Below are 26,170 nucleotides of genomic sequence, written 5' to 3'. Positions count from 1 at the left end.
GTCCCACCAGGTGGGACGACCTGTCTCACGCCGAACGGCCCCCGGTCAGCCCTTCTTGGCCGCCCGCTCCTTGCGCCACTTCGCCCACCGCTTCTTGTTGCGGTAGTAGACCAGCACGAACAGCAGAACGGCGATGCCGCCGATCCACAGCTTGCGCTTGGTCTCCTCACGAGCTTCAGGCGACGGCTCCTGCGGCGAGTTCACGTCGGGAGCCGGGTTCACGGTCGTCTGCTGCGCAGCCGGCACAGGCGCGTTCGCCGCCTCTTGCGCGGATGCCACCCCGGCGATCCCGAGAACGCTCATCAGCGAGAACACGCAGGCCAGCAGCAACCTCGACATGGCCTGAACTCTACCTCGAATACCACGATCGAAGGTCACCCAAACTAGTTAAGCGCTCACCGTGTGTCCGATTGGAACGCCTTGAAAATCTGCTCGGCGGCAAGGGTTGCGGTGAGCTCTCCCAGTCGGACCTTCTCTTCGAGAGAGGGGGCGAGGGAACGCACCGCGGTGCTCTCGCGCACCTGCCGCCACAGTTCGTCGCGGACCATCATCCAGGTCCAGTCGACCTGCTGACGCCGGCGGCGTTCGTCCAGTTCCCCGGCGTCGGTCAGGGCCCTGCGGTGTTCCAGCACTCGGGACCACAGCTCGTCGAGACCGGTGCCGGTGAGTCCGGAGCAGGTGAGCACGGGCGGGTGCCACAGCGCGTCCGGCGGGCGCAGGAGCTTCAACGCCCCGGCCAGTTCGCGCGCGGCCTTGCGGGCCTCCAGCTCGTGCTCGCCGTCGGCCTTGTTGACCGCGACGACGTCCGCGAGCTCCAGGATGCCCTTCTTGATGCCCTGCAGCTGGTCACCGGTGCGCGCGAGGGTCAGGAACAGCGAGCAGTCCGTCATGTTCGCGACGGCCACCTCCGACTGCCCGACGCCGACGGTCTCGACCAGTACGACGTCGAAGCCGGCGGCCTCGACCAGCACGATCGTCTCGCGGGTGGCCTGCGCGACGCCACCGAGCGTGCCGCTGGTCGGCGACGGCCTGATGAACGCGGCCTGGTTCACCGACAGCCGCTGCATCCGCGTCTTGTCGCCCAGGATGCTGCCGCCGGTGCGCGTGGAGGACGGGTCGACCGCGAGCACGGCGACCCGGTGCCCCTGCTCGGTCAGCATGGTGCCGAGGGCGTCGATGAACGTCGACTTGCCCACGCCGGGCACACCCGTGATGCCGACCCGGATCGCGTCGCCCGACTTCGGCAACAGCTCGACCAGCAGTTCCTGGGCCTTGGCCCGGTGCTCCGCGCGCGTCGACTCGACCAGCGTGATCGCCTTCGCGAGCACACCGCGGTCGCCGTCGAGGACCCCTCTGGTGTACTCGGCGACGTCGACCGCCCTAGCCATGGTGCCCGAGCTGGTCCGCGAGCTTCACCAGCAGGTCCTTGGCCGCGTCCGCGATCACGGTGCCGGGCGGGAAGATCGCCGCCGCACCCGCCGCGTACAGCTCGTCGAAGTCCTGCGACGGGATGACGCCGCCGACGACGATCATGATGTCCTCGCGGCCGAGGTTCGCGAGCTCTTCTTTGAGCGACGGGACCAGCGTGAGGTGGCCGGCGGCGAGCGAGGACACGCCGACGATGTGCACGTCGGCCTCGACGGCCTGGCGGGCGACCTCGTCCGGCGTCTGGAACAGCGGGCCGACGTCGACGTCGAAGCCGAGGTCCGCGAACGCCGTGGCGATGACCTTCTGGCCGCGGTCGTGCCCGTCCTGGCCCATCTTGGCGACCAGGATGCGCGGGCGGCGGCCTTCTTCCTCCGCGAACGCCTCGACGACCTCGCGGCAAGCGTCCACGTTGGACACCGATCCGACCTCCTGCCGGTACACGCCGGAAATGGTGCGGATCTGCGCGCTGTGCCGGCCCCACACCTTGCCCAGCGACTCGGAGATCTCGCCGACGGTGGCCTTGGCGCGGGCGGCGTCGATCGCCAGCTCCAGCAGGTTGCCCTCGCCGCTCGCCGCCTTCGTCAGGGCCTCCAGCGCACTGTCCACTTCGGACTGGTCGCGTTCCTCCCTGAGCCTGCGGAGTTTCTCGAGCTGCTGGACGCGGACACCGGCGTTGTCGACCTTGAGGACCTCGATCTTCTCGTCGGTGCCCACCAGGTACTTGTTGACGCCGATGACGGGCTGGCGTCCGGAGTCGATGCGCGCCTGCGTGCGGGCGGCGGCCTCTTCGATGCGCAGCTTCGGGATGCCCTCGTCGATCGCGCGGGCCATGCCGCCCGCCTTCTCGACCTCGGTGATGTGCTCCCAGGCCTTCGCGGCGAGTTCCGCGGTGAGGCGTTCGACGTAGGCGCTGCCGCCCCACGGGTCGATCACGCGCGTCGTGCCGGATTCCTGTTGCAGCAGCAGCTGGGTGTTGCGGGCGATGCGCGCGGAGAAGTCGGTGGGAAGCGCGAGAGCTTCGTCGAGTGCGTTGGTGTGCAACGACTGCGTGTGCCCCTGCGTCGCCGCCATCGCCTCGACGCACGTGCGCGCGACGTTGTTGAACACGTCCTGTGCGGTAAGGCTCCACCCAGACGTCTGGCAGTGCGTGCGCAGGCTGAGCGACTTCTGGCTCTTCGGTTCGAAGTCGTTGACCAGCTTCGCCCAGAGCAGGCGCGCGGCCCGCATCTTGGCGATCTCCATGAAGTAGTTCATGCCGATCGCCCAGAAGAAGCTCAGGCGTGGCGCGAACCTGTCGACGTCCAGCCCCGCCTCCCGGCCGGCGCGGATGTACTCGACGCCGTCCGCGAGCGTGTACGCCAGCTCCAGGTCGGCCGTCGCCCCGGCCTCCTGCATGTGGTAGCCGGAGATGGAGATGGAGTTGTACTTCGGCATGTGCTGGGACGTGTAGCTGAAGATGTCGGAGATGATCCGCATCGACTGCTTCGGCGGGTAGATGTAGGTGTTGCGGACCATGAACTCCTTGAGGATGTCGTTCTGGATCGTCCCCATGAGCTGCTCCGGCTTCACCCCCTGCTCCTCCGCCGCCACCACGAACAGCGCGAGGATCGGCAGCACCGCGCCGTTCATCGTCATCGACACGGACATCTTGTCCAGCGGGATGCCGTCGAACAGCGTGCGCATGTCGTAGATCGAGTCGATCGCCACACCGGCCATGCCGACGTCACCGGCGACGCGCGGGTGGTCCGAGTCGTAGCCGCGGTGCGTGGCGAGGTCGAACGCGACGCTCAGACCCTTCTGCCCGGCCGCGAGGTTGCGGCGGTAGAAGGCGTTCGACTCCTCGGCCGTCGAGAAACCCGCGTACTGGCGCACGGTCCACGGCTGGTTGACGTACATCGTCGGGTAGGGGCCGCGGAGGAACGGCGCCACGCCGGGATAGGTCCGCAGGAAGTCCAGACCCTCCACATCGGACGGACCGTAGACCGGCTTGACCGCGATGCCCTCCGGCGTCTCCCACGACGGCAGATCGGTCTCGTACTTCGCCTGCGGGAGAGGGCCGAGGTCGATGTCCGCGAAGTTGGGGATCATCGCTCCACTCCCAAAAATGCGTAAGTGCTGTTCAGGATTTCCAGCGCCGGGCAGCCCGTGAAGACGAAGCCGTCCACGTCCGCGTCGGTCTTCTTGCCCGCCAGGAGTACCCGCTCGGCGCCGGCCTGACGCAGGGCCTCGACGGTGGCGACCGCCTGGTCGGCGTAGCTGGAGTCGCTGCCGCACAGGACGGCGACCTTCGCGCCGGACTCCCTGAACTTCCGTGCCACGTCCTCGGCGGTCCTGGTCGGGCCCGCGTTCGGAGTGGCGAAACCACCGGCGTTGAAGAGGTTCGCGGCGAAGGTGGCCCTGGCGGTGTGGGCGGCGACCGGGCCGAGGGTGGCCAGGAAGACCTGGGGGCGTTCGGGCTGGGCGTCGGCGAGGTCGCGCAGCTCTTCGAAGGCCTGGGCGTAACGGACCCGCGGCAAGCCGCTCGTGACATCAGGAGCAGGGTCGCGGACGACCGGCTTCTCGGCGAGGTTCGGGAACTCGCTCACCCCCGTGATCGGGTCGCTGCGATCCGCGAGCCGAGCCGACCGGGCCGCCCAGGTGGCAGCGATCCGCGAGGCGACCAACTCCCCAGCCGAGTCGATCCCACCCGCCCGTTCGATCTCCTGGAACCACGCCCAGGCCTCGACGGCGAGGGCGTCCGTCAGCTTCTCGACGTACCACGACCCGGCGGCCGGGTCGATCACCTCACCGAGGTGCGACTCCTCCAGCAGCAGGTTCTGCGTGTTGCGCGCGACGCGCCGGGCGAACTCGTCCGGCAGGCCGATGGCCGCGTCGAACGGCTGCACGGTCACCGAATCAGCCCCGCCAAGACCGGCGGACAGACACGCCACCGTCGTACGCAGCATGTTCACCCACGGGTCGCGGCGGGTCATCATCGCGGACGACGTCACGGCGTGCTGGACCTGCACGGCCTCGACACCGGACACCTCGGCGACCCGTGCCCACAGCCGGCGAGCGGCCCGCAGCTTGGCGATCGTCATGAACTGGTCGGCCGTCGCGGCGTACCGGAACTCCAGTTGCGCGAAGGCCTCCGCGTCCGAAAGGCCGGCAACGGTCAGCGCTCGCAGGTACGAGACCGCCAGTGCGAGGGAGGCACCCAGTTCCTCGGAGTCGGAGCCGCCGGCGTCGTGGAACGGCAACGCGTCCACCACGACGGTCCGCAGTCCAGGGAACTGCGCGCGGGCCTGCTTGATGACGTCGAGAGCTTCACCCGAAGGTGTCAGAGCGAGGTTGCCGCGCACGTCGGAGGCCAGCAGCGGCGCCTGGTCGTAGATCCGCAGCATCGCTCGCGCGGCCTCGACGGAACCGTCGAGCACGATCGGCGCGAGGTCGAGGTAGACGCCGTCCAGCAGGCGCTCCAGCGACGAGGCCGGCACGGCGAGCCACAGCGAGGTGACGCCGCCCTCCAGGTCGTTCATCACAGCGACCGGGTCGGCGACGGCGTGGCGCTGGCGGATGTCCCAGCCCTGCTTCACCGGCGCGAGCGCGTACGGCTCCAGGGCGTCGTCGAGGGTGTAGAGCGGCTGGAGTTCGATGCCGTCGTACGTCTTCGTGACCAGCGAGTCGAAGCTCGCTCCGGTCTTGGAGAGGACAGCGTCTACCAGCTCACGCCATTGTTCCCTCGACGCGGCGGGGAACTCGTTCGGGCGGAATTCGGCGGGCAAGGCCAACTCCATCATGCGTTGCAGTGTTACCGACTGGTACCGGCACGGCTATGTGAGGTTCACCGCCGTTAACGATGCAGTCAGTGTGTCAGGAACAATCGAGACGTGGACAAGGCTGACCTGAAGCGCCTGATCGCGGAGCGGTATCAGTTGCTGCACGTGCTCGGCCAGGGCTCGATGGGCACGGTGTGGGCCGCCCGCGACGAGGTGCTGGGCAGGCAGGTGGCCGTGAAGGGCATCCTGCACACCCCGGGCATGCCCGACGTCGAGGCCGCGCAGCTGCGGGAACGGACCATGCGCGAGGCGCGTGCCGTCGCCGCGCTGTCCCACCCGAACCTCGTGACGCTCTACGACGTCGTCCAGCACGACGGCGACCCGTACGTGGTGATGGAACTGGTGCCGTCGCGCAGTCTCGGCGAGGTGTTGCAGGAACAGGGCTGCCTTACCGAGAAGCAGGGCGCGGCGGTGCTGGACGCGATCGCGGCGGCGCTGGAGTCGGCGCATCGGGCCGGCATCACGCATCGGGACGTGAAGCCCGGCAACGTGCTCATCGCCGACGACGGGCGGGTCAAGCTCACCGACTTCGGCATCGCGCGCAACGTCGCCGAGGCCACCATGACCGCGCGCGGCATCACGCTCGGCACTCCCGCCTACATCGCGCCCGAGGTGGCGCAGGGCGGTGACGTGTCGGCGGCCGCGGACAGGTGGTCGCTCGGCGCGACGATGTGGGCCGCGATGGCCGGCGAGCCGCCCTACGTGGGCAAGAACGTCATGCAGACGATCAACGCGGTGATCAACGGCGACGTGCCGGTACCGGCCGGTGCCGGTCGGCTCGCGCCGGTGATCAGCGGGTTGATGCGCAAGGAGCCGGCCGAACGCCTGTCGCTCGTCGACGTCCGCAAGCAGGTCTACCAGCTGCTGCCGGAGCCCGGCACGGACGCGTTCGAGGTCCGTGCGGCGGTGCAGCCGCCGATCGTCGTGCGGCCCAAGCCCAGGATCGAGCCGGACGCGCCGCTGGCCGACGACCCCGGCCCGCTGCCGTTCCTCGTCACGAGGCCGTTCGGTGCCCCGCGCCGGCGCGGGCGGCTGACCTCGGCGTTCGTGCTGGTCGTGGCCGTGCTGCTGTTCGTCGCGGGTTCCGGCGGGGGGTTCGCGCTGACCAGGTTCGCCGCGGGGGCCTCGCTGCTGCCGCCGACCGAGCAGACGCTGCCCACCCTGCCGACCCTGCCCACGTCGGCGACGCTGCAGCCCCGCACCGCGTCGGCCGTGCTGGCGAACGGCGACCAGGGCGGCAAGTTCGCGCTGCACGTCGAGCAGAGCTGGTCGGCCTACGCCGAGCAACGGGCCGGCAACCAGCGGCTGCCGGCCTCGGCGATGGTGCACTTCGTGTCCGGGAGCGGCGCCTACGAGACGACGGTGCAGCGGTTCCCCGAGTACTACCCGAAGCGCGACATCAAGATGTACGTCGCCGGGGTGCAGGCGCGCTGGCCCGGCAGGTTCTTCGGTGGCGAGATGGTGCCGACGCCGGACCTGGCGGGGCCGCGCAGAGAGGCCAGCGTCCAGTTCATCTACCGGACGGTCGAGGGTGACGAGCCGAACGCGCTGCGGAGGTCGCACTTCTCGCGCGTGCTGCCGTACGGCAACGACCTGTGGGTGGTCGAGGTCGTGGTGCCGACCGAGCAGGAGGACGAGGCGCGCGTGCGGCTGTTCGACGCGATCGCCTCGACGTTCGCCCCGGTGTGAGCCGTCTCCCCGGCAGACGGCTTAAGCTCTCGCGGTGACTCCAGAAGAGCTGGCCGGCAAGGCCGCGGAAGAGATCCAGAGCCGCACCGGCAACACGAAGCACGACATCGCCATCGTGCTCGGCTCCGGCTGGCGACCCGCCGCCGACGTGATCGGCGAGCCGGTCACCGAGATTCCGGTGGGCGAGCTGACGGGCTTCGAGGCGCCGACCGCGCTCGGCCACGGCGGCACCATCCGTTCCGTCGAGGTCGGCGGCAAGAAGGTCCTCGTCGTGCTCGGCCGCACCCACGGCTACGAGGGCAAGGGCGTCCAGAAGGTCGTGCACGCCGTGCGCACCGTCGCCGCCGCAGGTGTGTCGACGGTCGTGCTGACCAACGCCGCCGGTGGCCTGCGGCAGGGCATGGCCGTCGGGCAGCCGGTGCTGATCTCCGACCACCTCAACCTGACCACGCTGTCGCCGCTCGTCGGCGCGCGGTTCGTCGACCTCACGGACCTGTACTCGCCGCGGCTGCGCAAGCTCGCGCAGGAGATCGACCCGTCCCTGGAGGAGGGCGTGTACGCGGGGCTGCCCGGCCCGCACTTCGAGACGCCCGCCGAGATCCGGATGCTGCGCACGATGGGCGCGGACCTGGTCGGCATGTCGACGGTGCACGAGGCGATCGCCGCGCGCGCCGAGGGCGTCGAGGTGTTCGGCCTGTCGCTGGTCACGAACCTCGCGGCGGGCATCACCGGTGAGCCGTTGAACCACCAGGAGGTGCTGGAGGCCGGTGCCGCCGCCGCTCAGCGCATGGGCACGCTGCTGCGTGAGCTGGTGGACCGGGCATGAGCCTGACGCCGGCACTGCGTGACGCGACGTTCCGGTGGATCGCCGACGACCCGTCCGACGCGACTCGCGCCGAGTTGCAGGGCGTGCTGGCGCGGGCGATGGGCGGCGACCCCGCCGCGGCGGAGGACCTCCAGGACCGCATGGCCGGTCCGCTGACGTTCGGCACCGCCGGACTGCGCGGGCCGGTGCGGGCGGGCACGAACGGCATGAACGTGGCCACGGTCGTCCGCACGACGGCCGGCCTGGCGTCGTGGCTCGGCGGACCCGGCCTGGTGTTCGTCGGGCGCGACGCGCGGCACGGCTCGGAGGAGTTCGCCACCGCCGCCGCCGAGGTGATGGCGGCGGCCGGTTTCGACGTGCGGGTGCTGCCGGAACCGTTGCCCACGCCGGTGCTGGCGTACCTGGTGCGCGCACATGGTGCGGTGGCGGGAATTCAGATCACCGCGTCGCACAACCCACCTGCGGACAACGGGTACAAGCTCTACCTGACCGGTGGTGCGCAGATCGTGCCGCCCTCGGACGGCGAGATCGAGAAGGCGATCGAGGCGGTTCCGGCCGCGGTCTCCGTGCCGCGCAACGCCACGTACACCACGGTCTCGGACGCCGAGGTCGACGCGTACCTGGAGCGGGTCGCGTCGTTGCCGACCGGTCAGGCGCGTTCGCTGAAGATCGCGCTGACGCCGATGCACGGCGTGGGTGGCGCGTTCGCCGTGGAAGCGTTGCGGCGCGCGGGTTTCACCGACGTGCACGTGGTGCGGTCGCAGGCGGTGCCGGACCCGGACTTCCCGACCGTGGTGTTCCCGAACCCCGAGGAGCCGGGCGCGTCCGACGAGCTGCTTTCCCTTGCGGCGTCGGTGAACGCGGACCTGGCCATCGCGCTGGACCCGGACGCGGACCGGTGCGCGCTGGGCGTCGACGACGGCGGGACGTGGCGGATGCTGCGCGGCGACGAGACGGGCGTGCTGCTCGGCTCGCTCGTGTTGTCGACCACCGAGTCCACGGATCCGTTGGTGGCGACGACGATCGTGTCGTCGTCGCTGCTCAGGTCGATCGCGGCCGCGCACGGCGCCCGGTACGCGGAGACGCTGACGGGCTTCAAATGGCTGGCGCGCGCGGGCGAGGGCCTGGTGTTCGCCTATGAGGAAGCGCTGGGCAACTGCGTCGATCCCGCGCACGTCGCGGACAAGGACGGCATCTCTGCCGCCGTCGTCGCCGCTGACCTGGCCGCCGGCCTGAAGGCGTCCGGCCGCACGTTGCTGGACGCGCTGGACCAGCTCGCGGCGGACCACGGCCTGCACCTGACCGACCAGGTCTCCCTGCGCTACACCGATCTGAGCCTGATCGGCGCGACGATGGCCCGGCTGCGCTCTTCGCCGCCTGCCGGCTTCGAGTCGGAGGACCTGCTGCCCGGCGCGGACGTGCTGCGCTGGACGGCGGACGGCGTGCGGGTGATCGTGCGCCCGTCCGGCACCGAGCCGAAGCTCAAGGCGTACCTGGAAGTCGTCGAGCCGGTCACGGACGGACTGGAGTCCGCCCGTGCGTCAGGCCAGGCCCGGATGGCTGAACTGCGGGAACGGGTGACCGGGCTCGTCAGCTAGCTGTTCGTCGCCAACGCGAGCGTCAACGCGAGCGCGGCCAGGACAAAACCCCCGCCGGCCACGAGGTAGGCCCTTCTGGTCGGCGGGGCCACCGCGTTGCGGCGTCCCTCGGTGACCGCCGCGACGGCGATCCGCCCGAAGATGTACGCGATCGCGCAGAGCCCCACGCCGAGTCCGAACAACATCGTGTTGATGTCCCACGGGCTGTGGTCGAACCCCGGCCACACCGACGCGAACAGGGGCCCGATCCCGATCATCCCGATGCTGACCGCAAGGCCGAAACCCCAGGTGATGCGGCGCTGACGAGGACTGGTGTGCATTAGGGCGGTGGTCTTCATGGTCCCTCCTGTGTACACCCTTCAGGACGCGCTTCCGGCTGCGGGGTTCCGTTTGCCGAGCAACAGGAACGCCTGCGGCCCGCCTTCGTCCACACCCTTCTGACGTTGCAACCGTGCCACTTCGTTGAACCCGGCCTCGGTCGCGTTCGTCACGGTCTCGTCGATGTCGTGCCAGTGGACGTGGAGGTCGACGTCGTGGCCGTACGCGTGGGTGAGATGCCCCTTCCGGTTACCCAGTTTGAAGGCGTGCAGGAGGTACCCGCCAGGTTTGACGACCCGGTGCAGTTCCCGCCACGGCACCTCGCTCGCCGGCATGTGGACCGTGGAGTACCAGACGACGGCGCCGCCGAGGCTGTCGTCCGCGAGGTCGAGCCTCGTCATGTCGCCCTGGGTGAACGTGAGGCGCGGGTCGAGCTTCCTCGCCTGTTCGAGTATGCCGTCGGACAGGTCGAGGCCGAACGCGTCGAGGCCCAGTTCGTACAGGTGTTGCGTGATGCGGCCGGTACCGCAGCCGATGTCGCCCACGGGGCCTTCGGTGAGCTCGGCGAACGCGCGCATGATCGCGGCGTCGAGCGGGCGGCCGTCGTGCGCGTCCGGGATGAGCCGGGCGTAGCTCGCGGCGACGATGTCGTAGGAGGCTCGGGTCACGAACGTCTATGTTGCTCGACGTGTCCAGGCTTTTGATCGTCCACCACACGCCGTCGCCCGCCCTGCAGGCGATGTTCGAGGCCGTCGTCGCCGGCGCGTCCACCCCCGAGATCGAGGGCGTCGAACTCGTGCGCAGAGCCGCGTTGTCCACAACCGCGGTGGATGTCCTGGAGGCCGACGGCTACCTGCTGGGCACGCCCGCGAACCTCGGCTACATGAGCGGTGCGCTGAAGCACTTTTTCGACACCGTCTACTACCCGTGTCTCGACTCCACGCGTGGCAGGCCGTTCGGGCTTTACGTACACGGCAACAACGACACGACCGGCGCGGTGCGCAGCGTGGAGACGGCCACGACCGGGTTGGGCTGGGAGAAGGCGGCGCAGCACGTCGTCGTCACCGGCGAGCCGTCGAAGGCCGACCTGGAGGCGTGCTGGGAGCTCGGGGCCACCGTCGCGGCCCAGTTGTCCACATGAACCCAGGGTTGTCCACAGCCTGTTGTCCCCAACCTGTGGACAACCCTGGGGATACATTCGAACGTATGTTCTAGCGGCCGATCGAGCTCATGTCGGGATACCGGTCCCCTGCCACGGCGGACGCCGGCACAGCGGCCTCGATCGCGGCCAGATCGGCTTCCGACAGCTCCAGGGCAGCCGCCGCCACGTTCTCCTCCAGGTACCTGATCCGCTTGGTCCCCGGGATCGGCACGACGTCCGAACCGCGGTGCTGGACCCAGGCCAGCGCGAGCTGACCGGCGGTCACGCCGCGGGCCTCGGCCAGGGCGCGGAGCTCGGCGACCATCTTCAGGTTCGCGTCGAGGTTCGCGCCGGAGAAGCGCGGGCTCACGGACCGGAAGTCGCCCTCGCCGAAGTCGGCGGACGACGCGAAACGCCCGGTCAGCACGCCGCGGCCCAGCGGTGAGTACGGCACGAGGCCGATGCCCAGCTCACGTGCGGTGGGCACGATCTCGGCCTCGATGTCGCGTGACCACAGCGACCACTCGCTCTGCAGCGCCGTGATCGGATGCACGGCGTGGGCTCGGCGCAGCGTCTGAGCGCCCGCCTCGGACAGACCGAGGAACCGCACCTTGCCCTCGGTGACCAGCTCGGCCATCGCGCCGACGGTCTCCTCGATGGGCGTGTCCGCCGGCACCCGGTGCAGGTAGTACAGGTCGATCACGTCGGTGCCGAGCCTCTTCAGCGAACCTTCGACCGCGGACCGCACGTACTCGCGATCGCCGCGCACGGCACGACGTTCGCCGTCCCGCACGATGCCGAACTTCGTGGCCAGCACCACATCGGAACGACGGCCCGCGATCGCGCGGCCCACCAGTTCCTCGTTCAGGTGAGGCCCGTACATGTCGGCCGTGTCGAGCAGCGTGACGCCGAGCTCCAGGGCCCGGTGGATCACCGCGACCGACTCCGCCTCGTCGCCGGCGCCGTAGAACTCCGACATTCCCATGCAGCCGAGACCCTGCGGCCCGACCTGCAACGATCCCAATGAACGGCTCACGCCGTCGCCTCCAAGTCACGCTCGACCACCGCGTAGTGGTCGATCTTGTAGTCGAGCACCTCCAGGCACGTCTGCAGCTCCGCGATGCGGGCGCGGACGTCGGTGCGGTGCTCGACGAGGATCTGCTTGCGGCGGCCTGCCGTCAGGTCGCCGTGGTGCCTGAGCTGCGCGAACTCGCGCATCATGCGGATCGGCATGCCGGTCGTGCGCAGGCGCGTCACGAAGGCCAGCCAGCCGAGGTCCTCCTCCGAGTAGCTGCGACGCCCGCCCGAGTCCCGTGCGGGCGGGTCGACGAGCCCGATTCGTTCGTAGTAGCGCAAGGTGTCGATGGACAACCCACTGCGCTGCGCGGCTTGGGCTATCGAGTAACTCACGGACTCGACGCTATGACCTGGAGTGCGCTCTAGGTCAAGCGGAATCCTTCGAGATGCCCCACGCTTCGAGATGGCCGGCCATCTCCGGCACGTCGATCTTGTCGCGGCCGAGGGAGCGGACGAGGTCCAGCGCGTCGTCCTCGGCGGCGTCGATCCAGTAACCGTTGATGTCGCACATCGTGACGGCGGCGATCCAGGCGAGCCGCCAGTTGCCCTCCACGAGAGGGCGGGTCCGGACGATCGAGTCGAGCAGGGCGGAGGACTTCAGCCACAGCGTGTCGTAGGCCTCCACGCCGAGCACGGTGGCGCGGGGACGGTAGGCCGCCGTGTCCAGCAGGCCGATGTCCCTGACGAGGAGATCGCCTCCGGTCACGGCCGTGGCCAGCACTAAGAGGTCCCCGGCGTCGAGGTAGGAGATCACGGCATCCAGTTGATCACAGAGGTCTGACAGTTTCAGGAAGATCCGAGCCTATCCAAAAGACCTCGGTACTTGGGCAGGACTCGCCCGAGTACCTCGCCGAGCTTCTCCTCCTGCTGCATGCGCTGGTAACGATCCGCGATCGCCAGCCGCACGACCTCCTGCTTGGAGCGCCCCTCGGACTGCGCCAGTTCGGCGAGCCGCAGGTTCTCCTCCTCGGTCAACCGCAAGGTCATCGCCATGCAGTGACGGTATCAACCTGATACCACCCAGGCCAGCGGCCGTTAGGATTGCGTGATGCCCAGGCCCAAGACCCACGACGACGCTCTGCGACGGCGGCTGCTCGAACGGGCGGGCGAGTTGCTCAGCACCGAGGGCCCCGCCGCGGTGAGCCTGCGCAAGATCGCCACCGACGTCAACACCTCGACGACGGCGGTCTATTCCCTCTTCGGCGGAAAACCGGCGCTGCTCGAGGCGCTCTACGAGGAGGCGTTCACGCGGTTCGGGACGAGCCTCGCGGCGGTCCCGGTCACCGACGACCCGGCGGAGGACCTGCTGCAGATCGGGCTCGCGTACCGGCGCAGCGCGCTGCGGGACCCGCAGTTCTACTCGGTGCTCTACTCGAAGGTCGTCGAGCACACGTCGGAGATGAGCCGCGCGGCGGGCAGGACGTTCGCGCCGGTGATCAACGCGGTGCGGCGCGCGGTGGAGCAGGGGGTCTATCTCGCGGAGGACCCCGAGCAGATCGCGATGTCCATGTGGGGCATCGCGCACGGCCTGGTGAGCCTGGAGCTCAACGGGAACCTGCCGCCCGGCGTCAACGCGGCCGCCACCTACGAACTGGCGTTGCGCGCGCACGGCAGGGGCTGGCGCACGGAAACCGGGAAATCCCTTTGAACACCACGGAATCCGGGGAGGCGGCCGCCGCGAAACCTCCCCGGACCCGCTGAACTGTCCGGTTAGGACAGTCCGTCTCGGTGGTGCGGCCTTACTTCAGGGCTCCGTCGAGCGCCTTGATCAGTTCGCCCTGCGGCGTGTCACCGTCGAGCGACCAGATCATCGCGCCGCCGAGCCTGCGGTCGTTGATGTAGCGAGCCTTCCGCTTCATCTCGGTCGCGTCGTCGTAGGTCCACCAGGTCCTGCCGTCGTAGATCCACGCGAAGCCGGCCTTCCCGTCGCGGTAGATCTTGTACGCGCTGCCGGGCTCGGAGAGCTTCGCCTTGATGCGGTGGAAGTCCTCGTAGCCGGCCTCGTACTTCGCGGGCGCCGGCACACCGGTGCCGAACAGGCCGTTGCGCGTGCCGGGGGCGACGCCGTCCCAGCCGCGGCCGTAGAACGGCACACCGAGCACGGCCTTCGACCGCGGGGCACCGCGCGAAAGCCACGCGTTGACCGTCACCTCGGAGCTGAACTCGAACTCCGACGGGTCACCCTTCGGCACCCGCAGCGCGGACTGCTGGTTCGCCTCAGCGTCCCAGGCACCGTGGTAGTCGTAGCCCTGCAACGTGCCGAAAGTGAGGTAGCAGAACACCTTCCTGACCTCGAAGCCCGCGTCGACCTGCTTCGGGTCGGCCGGCAGGAACGCGGTCAGGTCGCGGTTCCAGCCCATCTGCCTGCGGTACTCGGCGAGCAGCTTGGTGAAGTTCTGCTTGTCCTCGGGACGCACGACGTTGGGCGGAGCCATGTTGCCGTTGCTGCCGGGCCACTCCCAGTCGAGGTCGATGCCGTCGAAGACGCCCTTCGCGGCGCCTTCCGGCAGGCCGGGCAGGTTACCCTTGATCCACATGTCGGTGCACGACTTGACGTGCGCGGCACGCGACTCAGGCGTCAGCGCGGCGTTCGAGAAGTAGCGCGAGCCCGTCCAGCCGCCCAGCGAGATGTTGATCCTCAGCTTGGGGTATTTGGCCTTGAGCTGCTTGAGCTGGTTCAGGTTGCCCGCCAGGACCTGGCCGGGCTCGTCCGCCTTGCCGTTCACGGACTGCTCGGCGGTGTGCGGCATCTGCCAGTCGGCCCACGGGTCGGCGCTGACGCACTTGCCGGCCTCGTCGAGGAAGCCGAAGGCGTAGTTCAGGTGCGTGAGCCGGGCGGCGGCCCCGCTGTCCACGAGGTTCTTGACCCGGAAGTTCCGGTCGTACACGCCCCACTGGATGAAGTACCCGACGGTGCGGGTCTTCGAGTAACCGTGGTGCCCATTGGTCTCGACGTCGGCGTTCGCGGGCGCAACGGCCAGCGACGCGGACAGGGCGCCGACCGCGAGAGCGGCGACACCCCATCTCCGTCCGGACATAAAAATGAGCCTCCTAGTTCACGGCGCCAATTTCTGGCGAGCAGCGGCGAGTGTGGTCCACAGCACGATAGGCCTGAGGTCTAGACCACTGCTACGTCCGATCGGAGGTATGTCCTAAACCGCTCCGTACAGACGGTCACCGGCGTCGCCCAGCCCGGGCACGATGAAGCCGGAGTCGTTCAACCGCTCGTCGACCGAGGCCGTGACCAGACGGCACGGGAGCGTCGAGTCCTCGAGGTGGTTGATCCCCTCGGGCGCCGCGAGCACGCAGATCGCCGTCACGTCGGTCGCGCCGCGCTGGGTCAGCAGGCGGATCGTGTACGCCATCGAACCGCCGGTGGCGAGCATCGGGTCGAGCACGAACACAGGGCGTCCGGCGAGGTTCTCCGGCAACGACTCCATGTACGGCGTCGGCAGCAACGTCTCCTCGTCGCGTGCCAGGCCCACGAACCCCATCTGGGCGTCCGGGATCAGCCTCTGCGCCTGGTCCGCCATCCCCAGCCCGGCCCGCAGCACGGGGACGAGCAACGGCGGGTTCGCGAGCTTGTAGCCGGTGGTACGAGCTACCGGGGTGTGCGTGCGGTCCTCCTTCAGCGGCGCCTCGCGCATCGCTTCGTAGACCAGCATCACGGTCAGTTCCTGCAGCGCGGCACGGAATGCGGCATTGTCCGTGCGCGCGTCACGCATCGTTGTGAGTCTCGCCTTGGCGAGTGGATGATCGACGACCAGGACGTCCATGCTCGACACCGTAACCGCTTGGCGCCGCGAGCTGGGGCGAACCGTTCCCGCCTGTCCTGAGTGGACCGTGCACTCGGAGAGACCCAATGGAGTAAACGGCGTTAACTGAAGAGGTGTAGGGTCGGCCGCGTGACAGACCACGTGCGCATCGGAGTGCTCGGCGCGGCCATGATCACGCCGGCCGCCGTCATCCGCCCGGCCCGCTCCTCGACGGTCGCCGAGGTCGTGGCGGTCGCCGCGCGCTCGACCGGCAAAGCCAAGGCGTTCGCCGACAAGCACGGCATCGCCCGCGTGCACGACTCGTACGAGGACCTCCTGGCGGACCCGGCGGTCAACGCCGTCTACAACCCGCTGCCCAACGGCCTGCACGGCAAGTGGACGCTGGCCGCGCTGGAGGCGGGCAAACACGTGCTGTGTGAGAAGCCGTTCACGGCGAACGCCGACGAAGCCGCGTCCGTGGCCAGGGCCGCCGACGCGTCCGGCCTGGTGGTGATGGAGGCGTTCCACTACCGCTACCACCCGCTGGCGCTCCGCGTCGCCGAGATCATGCGGTCCGGCGTGCTCGGCCCCTTGCGGCACGTCGAGGCTTCGGTCTGCTTCCCGCTGCCGATGTTCTCCAACATCCGTTACGACTACTCGCTCGCGGGCGGCGCGATGATGGACGCCGGCTGCTACGCCGTGCACATGGCACGACTACTGGGAGGCGAAGAACCCGAGGTGCGGTCGGCGAAAGCGTTGCTGCGCGGGCCCTCCATCGACCGCGCGATGCGTGCCTCCCTGCGTTTCCCCTCCGGCCACACAGGTTCCGTGCACGCGTCGCTGTGGTCGTCGACGGTGTTCAAGCTGTCGATGAAGGCGATCGGCGAGAACGGCACGCTGACCGTCCTCAACCCGCTCGGGCCGCAGACCGTGCACCGGTTGTCGTTGAAGCTCAAGGACAAGAGGTCGTCGGAGACGTTCGGGAAGCGCGCGACGTACGACTACCAGCTCGACGCGTTCACCGACGCCGTGCTGCACGGCAAGCCGTTCCCGACGACGGCGGACGACGCGGTGAAGAACATGACGGTGATCGACTCGATCTACCGGGCGGCCGGTCTGCCGGTGCGCCGGCCGACTCCGTGAGGCTTCCGACGACCACCTGATCAGGGGGGCCGCACAACCCGATCCGGGAGTAAAGAATCGACATAGCGACTCCGAAAAGTCTCATAGCCAGTTGAGACGCGGAGGTACGAACGGTGACGATCGAACAGAAGCCCGTCCAGCAGTTGTGTGAATCCCCGCTGGTCATCCTGGGTGTTTCGGGGTTACTCGCCGTGTTGATCGGTGTGCTTCCGCTGGCGTGGGCCTACAGCCCCGCACTCGCGGCGGCACTCGCCGCACTCCTCGTGATCGCTTTCGCGATCACCGTCAAGTACGCACCGAACCGCAAGTGAGAGCTTTAGACTCGATCGGGTGAGCGACGAGCTGGTACCGGCTGACCAGAGTCACCTGCGCGCCTCGGACGCGGACCGGGAACGGATCGCGCAGGTGCTGCACAAGGCGACCGCCGAAGGCCGCCTCGACATCCATGAACTGGACGAGCGGCTCGGCGCGGTCTACGCCGCGAAGACGTACGGCGAACTCGTCCCCATCACCGCGGACCTGGTGCTGAGCGGCCTGCCGCAGACCCCCGCCGTGCCGCAGTACCAGCCGGCGGTGAGCGACCGCATCGGCGGCCAGCCGGGCAGCGCGGTGTCGGTGGCGTTCTGGTCGGGCGTCAACCGCAAGGGCGGCTGGGTCGTCCCGCGCATGCACAACGCCGTCGCGATCATGGGCGGCATCGAGATCGACCTGACCCACGCCAACTTCGCCGAGGCCGAGGTGACGATCAGCTGCTTCGCGTTCTGGGGCGGCGTGGAGATCCGGGTGCCCGACGACATCAACGTCAAGGTCGACGGGTTCGGGTTCATGGGCGCGTTCGAGGAGCAGCTGCCGAGCCGCCGCCACATCCCGGGCGCGCCGACCGTGCGGATCACCGGGCTGGCGATCATGGGCGCCGTGGAGGTGAAGGGCCCCAAGAAAAAGAAGAAGGGCATCCTGCGCGAGTTGCTGGAGTGAGTTCGGAACTGTGTTTGAACGAGTAGGCAGTACAGGAAGGGTGTTGCCCAAGCGAGCGCCGGGGGCGCAGGTTCCGCGCCGAGCGAGCGCCGGGGGCCTGCGGTTTCCTGCCCTCGAAGGCTGCCTGATCAGCGGAAACGTCGTCACTTAGGACGGGCGTCCCATTCCGCTTAGACTCGCGGTCATGGCTGCTCCAACGACACTGCCGTCGGCCCTGGCTGACGCCGTGCGCGACGAATCGTCGCTGCGGCGTTTCCTGCACGGGCTCCCCGGCGTCGACCAGGTCGGCGTCGAGCAACGAGCCGCGGGCCTCGGCACGCGGAGCATCAAGAAGGCCTCCAAGCTGTACGCCATCGACCTGGCGATCAGCATGGTCGACCTCACCACGCTCGAAGGCGCGGACACGCACGGCAAGGTGCGCAGTCTTGCCGCCAAAGCGAAACGGCCCGACCCCGAGCGGCCCGGCGTGCCGAAGGTCGCGGCTGTCTGCGTCTACCCGGACATGGTGAAGACGGCGGCCGACGACCTGGTGGGCACCGGCATCAACGTCGCCAGCGTCGCGACCGCGTTCCCCAGTGGCCGCAGCACGATGGACATCAAGCTGGCCGACACCCGGTTCGCCGTCGAGCAGGGCGCGGCCGAGGTCGACATGGTGATCGACCGCGGTGCGTTCCTGAGCGGCCGGTACGGGCAGGTGTTCGAGGAGATCGTCAAGATCAAACAGGCGTGCGGGGACGCGCACCTCAAGGTCATCCTGGAGACCGGCGAGCTCGTGACGTACGACAACGTGCGCCGCGCGTCGTGGCTCGCGCTGCTGGCCGGTGGTGACTTCATCAAGACGTCGACCGGCAAGGTGCAGCCCGCCGCGACGCTGCCGGTGACGCACGTGATGCTGCAGGCCGTGCGGGACTGGAAGGACCAGACGGGTGAGCTGCGCGGGGTGAAGCCCGCCGGTGGCATCCGCACGACCAAGGACGCGATCAAGTACCTGGTGGCCGTGCACGAGGTGGCCGGTCCGGAGTGGCTCGACCCGAACCTGTTCCGGTTCGGCGCGTCGACGTTGCTCAACGACCTGCTCATGCAGCGTCGGACCCAGTTGGACGGCCACTACAGCGGCCCGGACTACGTGACGGTGGACTGAAGACATGTGGGAATACGCACCCGCGCCCGAGTCGCGGGACATCGCGAACCTCAAGCCGAACTACCGGATGTTCGTCGACGGCAAGTTCGTCGAGGGCTCCGGCGAGCCGCTCAAGACCATCAACCCGGCCACCGAGGAGGTGCTCGCGGAGGTCTCGACGGCGAGCGAGTCCGATGTGGACAGCGCGGTCAAGGCCGCGCGCAGGGCCTACGACCGCGTGTGGTCGAAGATGCCCGGATCCGAGCGGGCCAAGTACATCTACCGGATCGCGCGGCAGATCCAGGAACGCGGCCGTGAGCTCGCGGTGCTGGAGTCGCTCGACAACGGCAAGCCGATCAAGGAGTCGCGCGACGTCGACGTCCCGACGGCGGCCTCGCACTTCTTCTACCACGCGGGCTGGGCGGACAAGCTCGGCTACGCGGGCCACGGTCCGGACCCGAAGCCGCTGGGCGTCGCGGGCCAGGTGATCCCGTGGAACTTCCCGCTGCTGATGGCCGCGTGGAAGATCGCGCCGGCGCTGGCGTGCGGCAACACGGTCGTGCTCAAGCCCGCCGAGACCACCCCGCTGACCGCGCTGGTGCTCGCGGACATCATCCAGCAGTGCGACCTGCCGCCGGGTGTCGTCAACATCATCCCCGGTGCCGGTGACGTCGGTGCCGCGCTGGTCGGGCACACGGACGTCAACAAGGTCGCCTTCACCGGCTCGACCGACGTCGGCAAGGTCATCCAGGGCCAGCTCGCGGGCACGTCGAAGAAGCTCACGCTGGAACTGGGCGGCAAGGCGGCGAACATCGTGTTCGACGACGCGCCGCTCGACCAGGCCGTCGAGGGCATCGTCAACGGCATCTTCTTCAACCAGGGCCACGTCTGCTGCGCCGGATCCCGGCTGCTGGTCCAGGAGTCCATCGCCGACGAGCTGATCGAGAAGCTGCACGCACGCGTCAGCACGCTGCGGGTCGGCGACCCGCTGGACAAGAACACCGACGTCGGCGCGATCAACTCCCGCGAGCAGCTCACCAAGATCAAGGAGCTGACCGAGTCGGGCGAGGCCGAGGGCGCCACCCGCTGGACGTCGGAGTGCTCGTTGCCGGACAAGGGTTTCTTCTTCGCCCCGACCGTCTTCTCCGGGGTGTCGCAGGCGATGCGCATCGCCCGCGAGGAGATCTTCGGCCCGGTGCTGTCCGTCCTGACCTTCCGCACGCCGGAAGAGGCCGTGGCCAAGGCGAACAACACGCCGTACGGCCTGTCCGCCGGTGTCTGGACCGACAAGGGCTCGCGCATTCTCTGGATGGCACAACGCCTGCGCGCCGGCGTCGTCTGGTCCAACACGTTCAACCGCTTCGACCCGACCGCCCCGTTCGGCGGGTACCAGGAGTCGGGCTTCGGCCGTGAGGGCGGCCGCACCGGTCTGGAGGCCTACCTCGATGTCTGATCGCATCACGGTCGCGAAGACCTACAAGCTCTACATCGGCGGCAAGTTCCCGCGCTCCGAGTCGGGCCGCAGCTACCCGGTGACGGACGCGAAGGGCACGTTCCTCGCGAACGCCGCCCAGGGGTCCCGCAAGGACGCGCGGGACGCGGTCTCCGCCGCCCGCAAGGCTTTCGCAGGGTGGTCCGGCACCACGGCCTACAACCGCGGCCAGGTCCTGTACCGGGTGGCCGAGGTGCTGGAAGGCCGCCGCGAGCAGTTCATCGCCGAGGTCGCCACCTCGGAGGGCGTCCCGGCGAAGAAGGCGCAGTCCCTCGTGGACACCGCCATCGACCGCTGGGTCTGGTACGCGGGCTGGACCGACAAGATCGCGGCCGTGCTGGGTTCCTCGAACCCGGTGGCGGGCCCGTACTTCTCGTTCTCCACCCCGGAACCGACGGGCGTGGTCGCCGTGCTGGCCCCGCAGCAGTCGTCGTTGCTGGGCCTGATCTCGGTGATCGCACCGGTGATCGCCTCCGGCAACACCTGCGTGGTCATCACCTCGCAGGACCGCCCGCTCCCCGCCATCACGCTGTCCGAGGTGCTGGCCACGAGTGACGTCCCCGGCGGCGTGGTCAACATCATCACCGGGCGCACGGCGGAGATCGCCCCGTGGCTCGCCTCACACGGTGACGTGAACGCGCTGGACCTGACCGGGGCGCCGGAGTCGATCCGCGCGGACCTGGAGCGGTCGGCGGCGGGCACCGTGAAGCGCGTGCTGCGCAACAAGCAGAACGAGGACTTCGCGGCCACGCCCGACATGTCCCGCCTGCGCGCGTACCTGGAGACGAAGACGGTCTGGCACCCGATGGGTGTGTAGCCCTCAGTCGGCGGCGTAGGCCTTGCCCTGCGCCGCCAGCTCCTCCCCCAGGATCCGGACGGCCTTCGGTCCGATGCCGTGGATCTGCAGCAGCGTCCTCGCCGACACCTCGGTCAGCGAGTCGTACGTCGTGTACCCGTTCGCGACCAGCTCGCGGTTGGCGACCTTGCCGATGGCGCGCGGGAACTCGGATCCGGGCTGCTCGCTCACGAGTGCACCAGCCCTGCCCTCCACGCCCACGAGGCGATCCCGACGCGGTTGCGCACGTTCAGCTTCGTCTGCACCGAGGCCAGGTGGGTCTTCACCGTGGACAGCGACAGGAACAGCGACGACGCGATCTCCTGGTTGCTGAGGCCACGAGCCACCTCCCGGACCACGTCCTGCTCCCGAGCCGTCAGCAGCGACAGGTCGGGCCGCTGGGCGGGCCGGGCGAAGTGCTCCAGCATCCGCACGGTCACCTGGGGCGAGATCAGCGCGTTCCCCGCGGCCGCGGCGCGGACGGCCTCGACGAGCAACGCCGGACCGGCGTCCTTGGTCAGGAACCCGGAAGCGCCGTTCTCCAGTGCCGTGTGGACGTACTCGTCCAGGTCGAACGTCGTCACCACGACGACCTTCGTGGTCGGCGACAGCTTCTTGGTCACCTCGAGCCCGTCGAGCCCCGGCATGCGGATGTCCAGCAACGCCACGTCGGGCTTGAGCTCACGGGCGGCGGTGACGGCCGCGATTCCGTCGGGGACGTCCGCGACGACGGTGATGTCCGGCTGCTTCTCCAGGATCATCCGAAACCCGACCCGGACCATCTCCTGGTCGTCGGCGATGAGAACCGAGATCACTTCGTCCTCTCCAGGGGTAGCTCGGCGAGCACCTGCCAGCCGTTCTCACGCGGGCCCGCCGAGAACAGGCCACCGAGCAGGTCGACCCTCTCACGCATGCCTACGAGACCGTAGCCACCCTGGTTCAGCTCGTGCAGCTGACCGTCGTCGGCCACGATCACCCGCAACGCCCCGCTGGACGTCCGCGAGATCTCCACGTCGATCATGGTGGGCGACACGGCGTGTTTGTGCACGTTGGTGAGCGACTCCTGGACCAGGCGCAACACCGAGCGGCCGAGCTCGGGGGCCACCTCGCCGGGGGGCAGGTCGATGCGCAGGCGGGTCTCGAAGCCGAGCTCACGGGTGCGTTCGACGGCCGCGATGACGTCGGCGGCGAGGTCGGTGGTGGCTGCCTCGTTCTCGCCCTGGCGCAGCGTGCCGACGAGGCGGCGCATCGCTCCCAGTGCCTCGGTGCCCGAACGGACGATGCCGGGCAGCAGCCGGTGGGCGGCGTGCGGGTCGTCGTCGGAGACCTCCAGCGCGGCCTGGGCCTGCACGAGCATGCCCGTCACGTGGTGGGCGACGACGTCGTGGAGTTCGCGGGCCAGGGCGATGCGTTCTTCTTTCTGCGCGTCGGTGACGGCGGCGGCGATGAGCCGGCCGCTCTCGGTGTCGCGGGCGCGGAAGTACAGGCCGGTGCCGACGGCCGTGAAGCCCAGGACGAGCGAGCCGAGCATCTCGTTGTAGTTGCTGCCGGAGATCCAGTTGTCGCGGACGATGGCGGCGAAGAAGCTTACGGCGACCAGCGAGCCCACCGACCACGTGGCGGACCGGCGCGGTTCCTCCCGCACGACGACGGCCGTGATGACCAGGCACGCGGCGGTCTCGGCGACGGTCAGCGGGCTCAGCAGGGTCGGCAGGTCCACGCTGAACGTCCGGATGACGAACGACGACACGAAGATCGACGCGACGGCCACGGGGATCGTGAAGGCACGCGACTTGAACGAGGTGACGGCCACGATGCACACCGGCACGCTCAACAGCCACACGAGCGCCTCGGCGCTGCCGCCCCCGCTCATCAGAAGAAGCTCGCCGAGCATCAGCAAGGCGAGAACGGCGGCGATCGGCCATTGGCCCCGATGACTGTCCACGGGAGACAACGGTAGGACCACCACACCTCTACGGCCTCGGTCATCCGGCTGATCCGGTGTGTCGTCAAGGCTGAGGTTTTACGGCTCCGCGCACGGCACCTTGAGGACATGAATTCGGTTCTGGCCGCTCGTGGCCTGCTCAAGACCTACGGCGACGTGCACGCGCTCGCCGGGGTGGACATCGACATCAAGGCCGGGGACGTGCTGGCGGTCGTCGGTCCGTCCGGCTCCGGCAAGACGACGCTCCTGCACGTGCTGTCCGGCATCCTGCGCGCCGACGGCGGCGAGGTGTTCCTCGACGGGCGCGCGATCGGCGAACTGAACGAGACGGGACGCAGCGCGTTGCGGCGCACGGCGTTCGGGTTCGTCTTCCAGTCGGGGATGCTCGTGGCCGAGCTGACCGCCGAGGAGAACGCGGCGCTGCCGATGCTGCTCGCCGGCGGCTCGCGCGAGGAGTCGCTCGGCGCGGCACGGCTGTGGCTCGCGCGGCTCGGCCTGCAGGGACTGGAGAAGCGGCTGCCGAGCCAGCTCTCGGGCGGGCAGGCGCAGCGCGTCGCGATCGCGCGGGCCCTGGCCCACCGGCCGCGGGTGATCTTCGCGGACGAGCCGACCGGCGCCCTCGACACGCGCACCGGCCAGGAGATGATGACCGCGCTCCTGCAGGCCGCGGAGGAGACCGGCGCGGCCGTCGTCATCGTCACGCACGACAAGGCGATCGCGGATCGGGCGCTGCGCGTCGTCGAGATCCAGGACGGGCGCATCGCGGCAGGGGTGTCGGCGTGAGGATCGCTCTCGCGGTGCTGCGCAGGGACCGCCGCAGCCAGGTCGCGACCGTGCTGGTCGCGCTCGGCGTGATGATCGCGGTGTCGCTGGTGCTGTGGCTCCTCGCCGCACCGAACGGCCTGCAGGCGCGCGCCGACCGCACGGCGTGGCGCGACGTGCTGGGCCAGCACGACAGAGAAGCCATTTCCGTCGCGAAGAACCTGGATTCCTACGACGGCAAGCTGATCCAACGGTTCGACGTCGCGCGCAGGCACCAGTTCCAGGGCCACATCGAGGTCGCCGCTGGTATCACCCGGTTCCCGGAGGCGGGCGAGGTGCTGCTGTCCCCCGCCCTCGCGGACCTGGTCCGCGGCACCCCCGCGGAGCAGCTCGGCAACCGCTTCCCCGGCAGGCAGATCGCCGAACTCGGCCCGGAGGCGCTCAGGTTCCCCGGAGAGCTCGTCGCGATCATCGGTCACGACGAGGTCCGGAACGGATTCCCGGCACCAGGTCTGGTAGGCAGCGGCTCGTACCGCGACGACTACAAGGGAATGCTCTACCTCCTCACCCGCGTCGGGCTCGTGGTGCTGGTCGTGCCGTGCCTGGTGCTGGTCGCGTCGGCCGCCCGGCTGACCGCGGCGAAACGGGAACGACGCCTCGCCGCGCTCAGGCTCGCCGGCGCGTCGCCGCGGCAGGTCGTCGTGATGACCGCGATCGAGACGGCGGTGGGCGCGGTCGTCGGCAGCGCGCTGGGGTTGCTGCTGGCACAGCCGTTCAGCCACCTCACCGCGAGAATCCCGTGGGAGGGCGGCACCTGGTACCCCGGCGACTTCGTGCCGGAGCCCGCGGTCGTGGCGGCGGTGGCCGTGCTCGCGCCCCTGCTCGTCGTCGGTGCGGCGATCATGGGGCTGCGGCGGGTGGTGAACCAGCCGCTCGCCGCGCAGGAGCGGCGCAAGGTCCGGTCGTGGCGGCTGCTGACGATCGCCGGTGCGCTGGGCGTGTTCTTCCTCGGGATCATGTACGCGCAGGAGGCCGGCGAATCAACCGTGGCGCTCGCCGGCCTCGGCGCGGTGGCGGTCGCGCTGGTGCTGGCGGGACCCGTGATGACCGCATGGGTCGGCAGGTTCTTCGTCGGGCGCTGGCGTAAGCCTTCGACGCTGCTGGCCGGACGCAGGCTCTCCGGTGACCCGGTGGCGGCGTTCCGCGGCTCGGCGGGTGTCGTCATCGCGGTCTTCACCGGCTCGATGGCGCTCACGATGCTGCCGGGCCTGGAGAGCCAGGTCCCCTACCGCGACAGCACCTGGAACGAGAACGCGATCGTGGCGGACCAGGTGACGCACGACGTCACGCCGTTGCGGCTGACGACCTCGGCGCCGATCGTCACGATGCTGGACGGCACGGTGAAGAGCGGCAACCACAGCAGGTACGTCATCGTCGGGCAGTGCGCGGAGATCGCGAAGGTGCTGACCGGCCTCACCTGTCAGCCGGGACCTGCCGTGTACTCGTCCCGCCCGTTGGGGGGCGACGAGTTCGAGCCGAGCGGGCTGGACGACCTGACCGCGAAACTGCCGGAGAAGTACGAGACGCGGCCCTTCGAGGCAGGCGGCCAGGTGGACGCGGTCATCGACAGGGAGCTGCTGCCGTCGATCGCCGGTGAGGTGTCGATGGTCGGTGTGCCCACTACGGCCGAGAACCGCGACGCCGTGCAGACCGCGCTGATCGGCACGTTGCCCGGCGTGCGGCTCACGGACGGGGAGCAGCGGGGCCTGTACGGCGACACGCTGATGGCGGACCTGCAGCGGGCCACGATCATCGGCCTCTCCATCGCGGCGGTGCTCGGTGGCATCGGCGCGGCGGTGGCCGCGGCCGGGTCGGTGATCGACCGCAGGCGCACATTCGGCGCGTTGATCGCGGCAGGCACTCCTATTCGTGTGCTGGCTCACGCTTTGCGCCGAGAAGTGATGCTTCCGGTGTTCGCCGTCACAATCGCGGCATGCGGTGCGGGAATTGTCGTGGGCCTCGGACTGCTCACTCTGGCGCGCGGACTGGTGGGACACGGCGAAATGCCGATCACGCCGTGGGTCGTCGCACCGGTGGGCGTGGGCATCGCGGTCGCGCTGGTAGCAGCCTTGGCGTGCGGTCCGGTACTACGCGGCATCAGCCCGAGGGATTACGCGGCGGAGTAGTACTCGGCCGGAAGTACGAGAGTGGAACTGGCCCTCAGCGCGATGTGCGCGGAGGGCCATTT

At 69.3% G+C, this 26,170-nt stretch carries 28 protein-coding genes; 13 read left to right on the top strand and 15 right to left on the bottom strand.

The window, feature by feature from the left end; genetic code table 11:
- Window positions 1–45: 45 nt before the first annotated feature.
- From BLR21_RS08785 to BLR21_RS08770, 4 genes are read right to left on the bottom strand one after another with little or no spacing between them, the layout of a single operon-like run.
- Window positions 46–339, bottom strand: coding sequence for a hypothetical protein (locus BLR21_RS08785; protein ID WP_090005314.1), 294 nt, complete (start codon window positions 337–339; stop codon window positions 46–48).
- A 56-nt stretch (window positions 340–395) separates the two neighbouring features.
- Window positions 396–1,388, bottom strand: coding sequence for a methylmalonyl Co-A mutase-associated GTPase MeaB (meaB, locus tag BLR21_RS08780; protein WP_090005313.1), 993 nt, complete (start codon window positions 1,386–1,388; stop codon window positions 396–398).
- Window positions 1,381–3,516 (bottom strand): methylmalonyl-CoA mutase, encoded by a 2,136-nt coding sequence (gene scpA / locus BLR21_RS08775; RefSeq protein WP_090005312.1) that lies wholly within the window; start codon window positions 3,514–3,516, stop codon window positions 1,381–1,383. Before scpA ends, meaB begins: the two co-directional genes overlap by 8 nt.
- Window positions 3,513–5,207: a methylmalonyl-CoA mutase family protein gene (locus tag BLR21_RS08770; protein WP_090005311.1), complete on the bottom strand. Its 1,695-nt coding sequence runs from the start codon at window positions 5,205–5,207 to the stop codon at window positions 3,513–3,515. The genes scpA and BLR21_RS08770 overlap by 4 nt, the downstream gene beginning before the upstream one ends.
- Before the next feature lie 90 nt (window positions 5,208–5,297).
- Here BLR21_RS08770 and BLR21_RS08765 point away from each other — a divergent pair, with 90 nt between their 5' ends.
- From BLR21_RS08765 to BLR21_RS08755, 3 genes are read left to right on the top strand one after another with little or no spacing between them, the layout of a single operon-like run.
- Window positions 5,298–6,935 (top strand): serine/threonine-protein kinase, encoded by a 1,638-nt coding sequence (locus tag BLR21_RS08765; RefSeq protein WP_090005310.1) that lies wholly within the window; start codon window positions 5,298–5,300, stop codon window positions 6,933–6,935.
- A gap of 34 nt (window positions 6,936–6,969) precedes the next feature.
- Window positions 6,970–7,761, top strand: coding sequence for a purine-nucleoside phosphorylase (locus BLR21_RS08760; RefSeq protein ID WP_090005309.1), 792 nt, complete (start codon window positions 6,970–6,972; stop codon window positions 7,759–7,761).
- Window positions 7,758–9,359 (top strand): phospho-sugar mutase, encoded by a 1,602-nt coding sequence (locus BLR21_RS08755; protein ID WP_090005308.1) that lies wholly within the window; start codon window positions 7,758–7,760, stop codon window positions 9,357–9,359. The genes BLR21_RS08760 and BLR21_RS08755 overlap by 4 nt, the downstream gene beginning before the upstream one ends.
- Here BLR21_RS08755 and BLR21_RS08750 read toward each other — a convergent pair.
- Both BLR21_RS08750 and BLR21_RS08745 read right to left on the bottom strand, forming a co-directional pair.
- A complete protein-coding gene (locus BLR21_RS08750) occupies window positions 9,356–9,697 on the bottom strand; it encodes a hypothetical protein (protein ID WP_256334568.1) in 342 nt (113 codons plus the stop codon). The two genes, BLR21_RS08755 and BLR21_RS08750, sit on opposite strands and share 4 nt — an antisense overlap.
- Window positions 9,698–9,718: 21 nt before the next feature.
- The gene (locus BLR21_RS08745; protein ID WP_256334567.1) at window positions 9,719–10,345 is read right to left on the bottom strand and encodes a class I SAM-dependent methyltransferase; all 627 of its coding nucleotides are present in this window, start codon (window positions 10,343–10,345) and stop codon (window positions 9,719–9,721) included.
- 20 nt (window positions 10,346–10,365) lie between these two features.
- On the opposite strand from BLR21_RS08745, the gene BLR21_RS08740 reads away from it, so the two are divergent.
- The gene (locus BLR21_RS08740) at window positions 10,366–10,818 is read left to right on the top strand and encodes a flavodoxin family protein (protein WP_090005610.1); all 453 of its coding nucleotides are present in this window, start codon (window positions 10,366–10,368) and stop codon (window positions 10,816–10,818) included.
- A gap of 70 nt (window positions 10,819–10,888) precedes the next feature.
- Here BLR21_RS08740 and BLR21_RS08735 read toward each other — a convergent pair whose 3' ends face one another.
- Genes BLR21_RS08735 through BLR21_RS08720 form a run of 4 tightly spaced genes read right to left on the bottom strand, consistent with a single transcriptional unit; the run spans window position 10,889 to window position 12,888 of the window.
- The gene (locus BLR21_RS08735) at window positions 10,889–11,803 is read right to left on the bottom strand and encodes an aldo/keto reductase (protein ID WP_090005306.1); all 915 of its coding nucleotides are present in this window, start codon (window positions 11,801–11,803) and stop codon (window positions 10,889–10,891) included.
- A 47-nt stretch (window positions 11,804–11,850) separates the two neighbouring features.
- Window positions 11,851–12,228 (bottom strand): MerR family transcriptional regulator, encoded by a 378-nt coding sequence (locus BLR21_RS08730; RefSeq protein WP_030478508.1) that lies wholly within the window; start codon window positions 12,226–12,228, stop codon window positions 11,851–11,853.
- Window positions 12,229–12,262: 34 nt separating this feature from the next.
- The gene (locus tag BLR21_RS08725; protein ID WP_030478507.1) at window positions 12,263–12,649 is read right to left on the bottom strand and encodes a type II toxin-antitoxin system death-on-curing family toxin; all 387 of its coding nucleotides are present in this window, start codon (window positions 12,647–12,649) and stop codon (window positions 12,263–12,265) included.
- Window positions 12,650–12,681: 32 nt separating this feature from the next.
- Window positions 12,682–12,888, bottom strand: coding sequence for a ribbon-helix-helix protein, CopG family (locus BLR21_RS08720; protein WP_030478506.1), 207 nt, complete (start codon window positions 12,886–12,888; stop codon window positions 12,682–12,684).
- A 55-nt stretch (window positions 12,889–12,943) separates the two neighbouring features.
- Between BLR21_RS08720 and BLR21_RS08715 the strand changes: the two genes are divergently transcribed.
- Window positions 12,944–13,543: a TetR/AcrR family transcriptional regulator gene (locus BLR21_RS08715; protein ID WP_090005305.1), complete on the top strand. Its 600-nt coding sequence runs from the start codon at window positions 12,944–12,946 to the stop codon at window positions 13,541–13,543.
- Between the two features lie 91 nt (window positions 13,544–13,634).
- Here BLR21_RS08715 and BLR21_RS08710 read toward each other — a convergent pair whose 3' ends face one another.
- Together BLR21_RS08710 and upp are read right to left on the bottom strand one after the other, a co-directional pair.
- The gene (locus tag BLR21_RS08710) at window positions 13,635–14,933 is read right to left on the bottom strand and encodes a glycoside hydrolase family 18 protein (protein ID WP_090005304.1); all 1,299 of its coding nucleotides are present in this window, start codon (window positions 14,931–14,933) and stop codon (window positions 13,635–13,637) included.
- Between the two features lie 114 nt (window positions 14,934–15,047).
- Entirely contained in the window at window positions 15,048–15,671 is a 624-nt protein-coding gene (gene upp, locus BLR21_RS08705) for a uracil phosphoribosyltransferase (protein ID WP_090005303.1), read from the bottom strand.
- A gap of 129 nt (window positions 15,672–15,800) precedes the next feature.
- Between upp and BLR21_RS08700 the strand changes: the two genes are divergently transcribed.
- The 6 genes from BLR21_RS08700 to BLR21_RS08675 all read left to right on the top strand — a co-directional run bounded on the left by BLR21_RS08700 (window position 15,801) and on the right by BLR21_RS08675 (window position 21,197).
- Window positions 15,801–16,793, top strand: a complete 993-nt coding sequence (locus BLR21_RS08700) for a Gfo/Idh/MocA family protein (RefSeq protein ID WP_090005302.1) — start codon at window positions 15,801–15,803, stop codon at window positions 16,791–16,793.
- A 113-nt stretch (window positions 16,794–16,906) separates the two neighbouring features.
- A complete protein-coding gene (locus BLR21_RS08695) occupies window positions 16,907–17,104 on the top strand; it encodes a hypothetical protein (RefSeq protein ID WP_090005301.1) in 198 nt (65 codons plus the stop codon).
- Between the two features lie 19 nt (window positions 17,105–17,123).
- The gene (locus tag BLR21_RS08690) at window positions 17,124–17,768 is read left to right on the top strand and encodes a DUF1707 SHOCT-like domain-containing protein (RefSeq protein WP_030478498.1); all 645 of its coding nucleotides are present in this window, start codon (window positions 17,124–17,126) and stop codon (window positions 17,766–17,768) included.
- Window positions 17,769–17,952: 184 nt separating this feature from the next.
- Window positions 17,953–18,909: a deoxyribose-phosphate aldolase gene (gene deoC, locus BLR21_RS08685; protein WP_090005300.1), complete on the top strand. Its 957-nt coding sequence runs from the start codon at window positions 17,953–17,955 to the stop codon at window positions 18,907–18,909.
- Between the two features lie 4 nt (window positions 18,910–18,913).
- Window positions 18,914–20,341 (top strand): aldehyde dehydrogenase family protein, encoded by a 1,428-nt coding sequence (locus tag BLR21_RS08680; RefSeq protein WP_090005299.1) that lies wholly within the window; start codon window positions 18,914–18,916, stop codon window positions 20,339–20,341.
- Window positions 20,334–21,197 (top strand): aldehyde dehydrogenase family protein, encoded by an 864-nt coding sequence (locus tag BLR21_RS08675; protein WP_090005298.1) that lies wholly within the window; start codon window positions 20,334–20,336, stop codon window positions 21,195–21,197. The genes BLR21_RS08680 and BLR21_RS08675 overlap by 8 nt, the downstream gene beginning before the upstream one ends.
- 3 nt (window positions 21,198–21,200) lie before the next feature.
- Here the strand turns inward: BLR21_RS08675 and BLR21_RS08670 are convergent, their stop codons facing one another.
- From BLR21_RS08670 to BLR21_RS08660, 3 genes are read right to left on the bottom strand one after another with little or no spacing between them, the layout of a single operon-like run.
- On the bottom strand, window positions 21,201–21,407 hold the full coding sequence (locus BLR21_RS08670) for a helix-hairpin-helix domain-containing protein (protein WP_090005297.1): 207 nt from the start codon (window positions 21,405–21,407) through the stop codon (window positions 21,201–21,203).
- Window positions 21,404–22,030 (bottom strand): response regulator transcription factor, encoded by a 627-nt coding sequence (locus BLR21_RS08665; RefSeq protein ID WP_030478493.1) that lies wholly within the window; start codon window positions 22,028–22,030, stop codon window positions 21,404–21,406. Before BLR21_RS08665 ends, BLR21_RS08670 begins: the two co-directional genes overlap by 4 nt.
- Entirely contained in the window at window positions 22,027–23,160 is a 1,134-nt protein-coding gene (locus tag BLR21_RS08660) for a sensor histidine kinase (RefSeq protein ID WP_256334566.1), read from the bottom strand. The genes BLR21_RS08665 and BLR21_RS08660 overlap by 4 nt, the downstream gene beginning before the upstream one ends.
- 108 nt (window positions 23,161–23,268) lie before the next feature.
- Between BLR21_RS08660 and BLR21_RS08655 the strand changes: the two genes are divergently transcribed.
- Window positions 23,269–23,943, top strand: a complete 675-nt coding sequence (locus BLR21_RS08655) for an ABC transporter ATP-binding protein (RefSeq protein WP_090005296.1) — start codon at window positions 23,269–23,271, stop codon at window positions 23,941–23,943.
- A complete protein-coding gene (locus BLR21_RS08650; RefSeq protein WP_090005295.1) occupies window positions 23,940–26,108 on the top strand; it encodes an FtsX-like permease family protein in 2,169 nt (722 codons plus the stop codon). The genes BLR21_RS08655 and BLR21_RS08650 overlap by 4 nt, the downstream gene beginning before the upstream one ends.
- The last annotated feature ends 62 nt before the right edge of the window (window positions 26,109–26,170 follow it).

Origin of the sequence: Lentzea albidocapillata subsp. violacea (assembly GCF_900100275.1) — a bacterium.
Classification (GTDB): Bacteria; Actinomycetota; Actinomycetes; order Mycobacteriales; family Pseudonocardiaceae; genus Lentzea; species Lentzea violacea.
The sequence above is the reverse complement of the archived record's forward strand: the minus strand, read 5'-3'. Positions and strand labels throughout refer to the sequence as shown.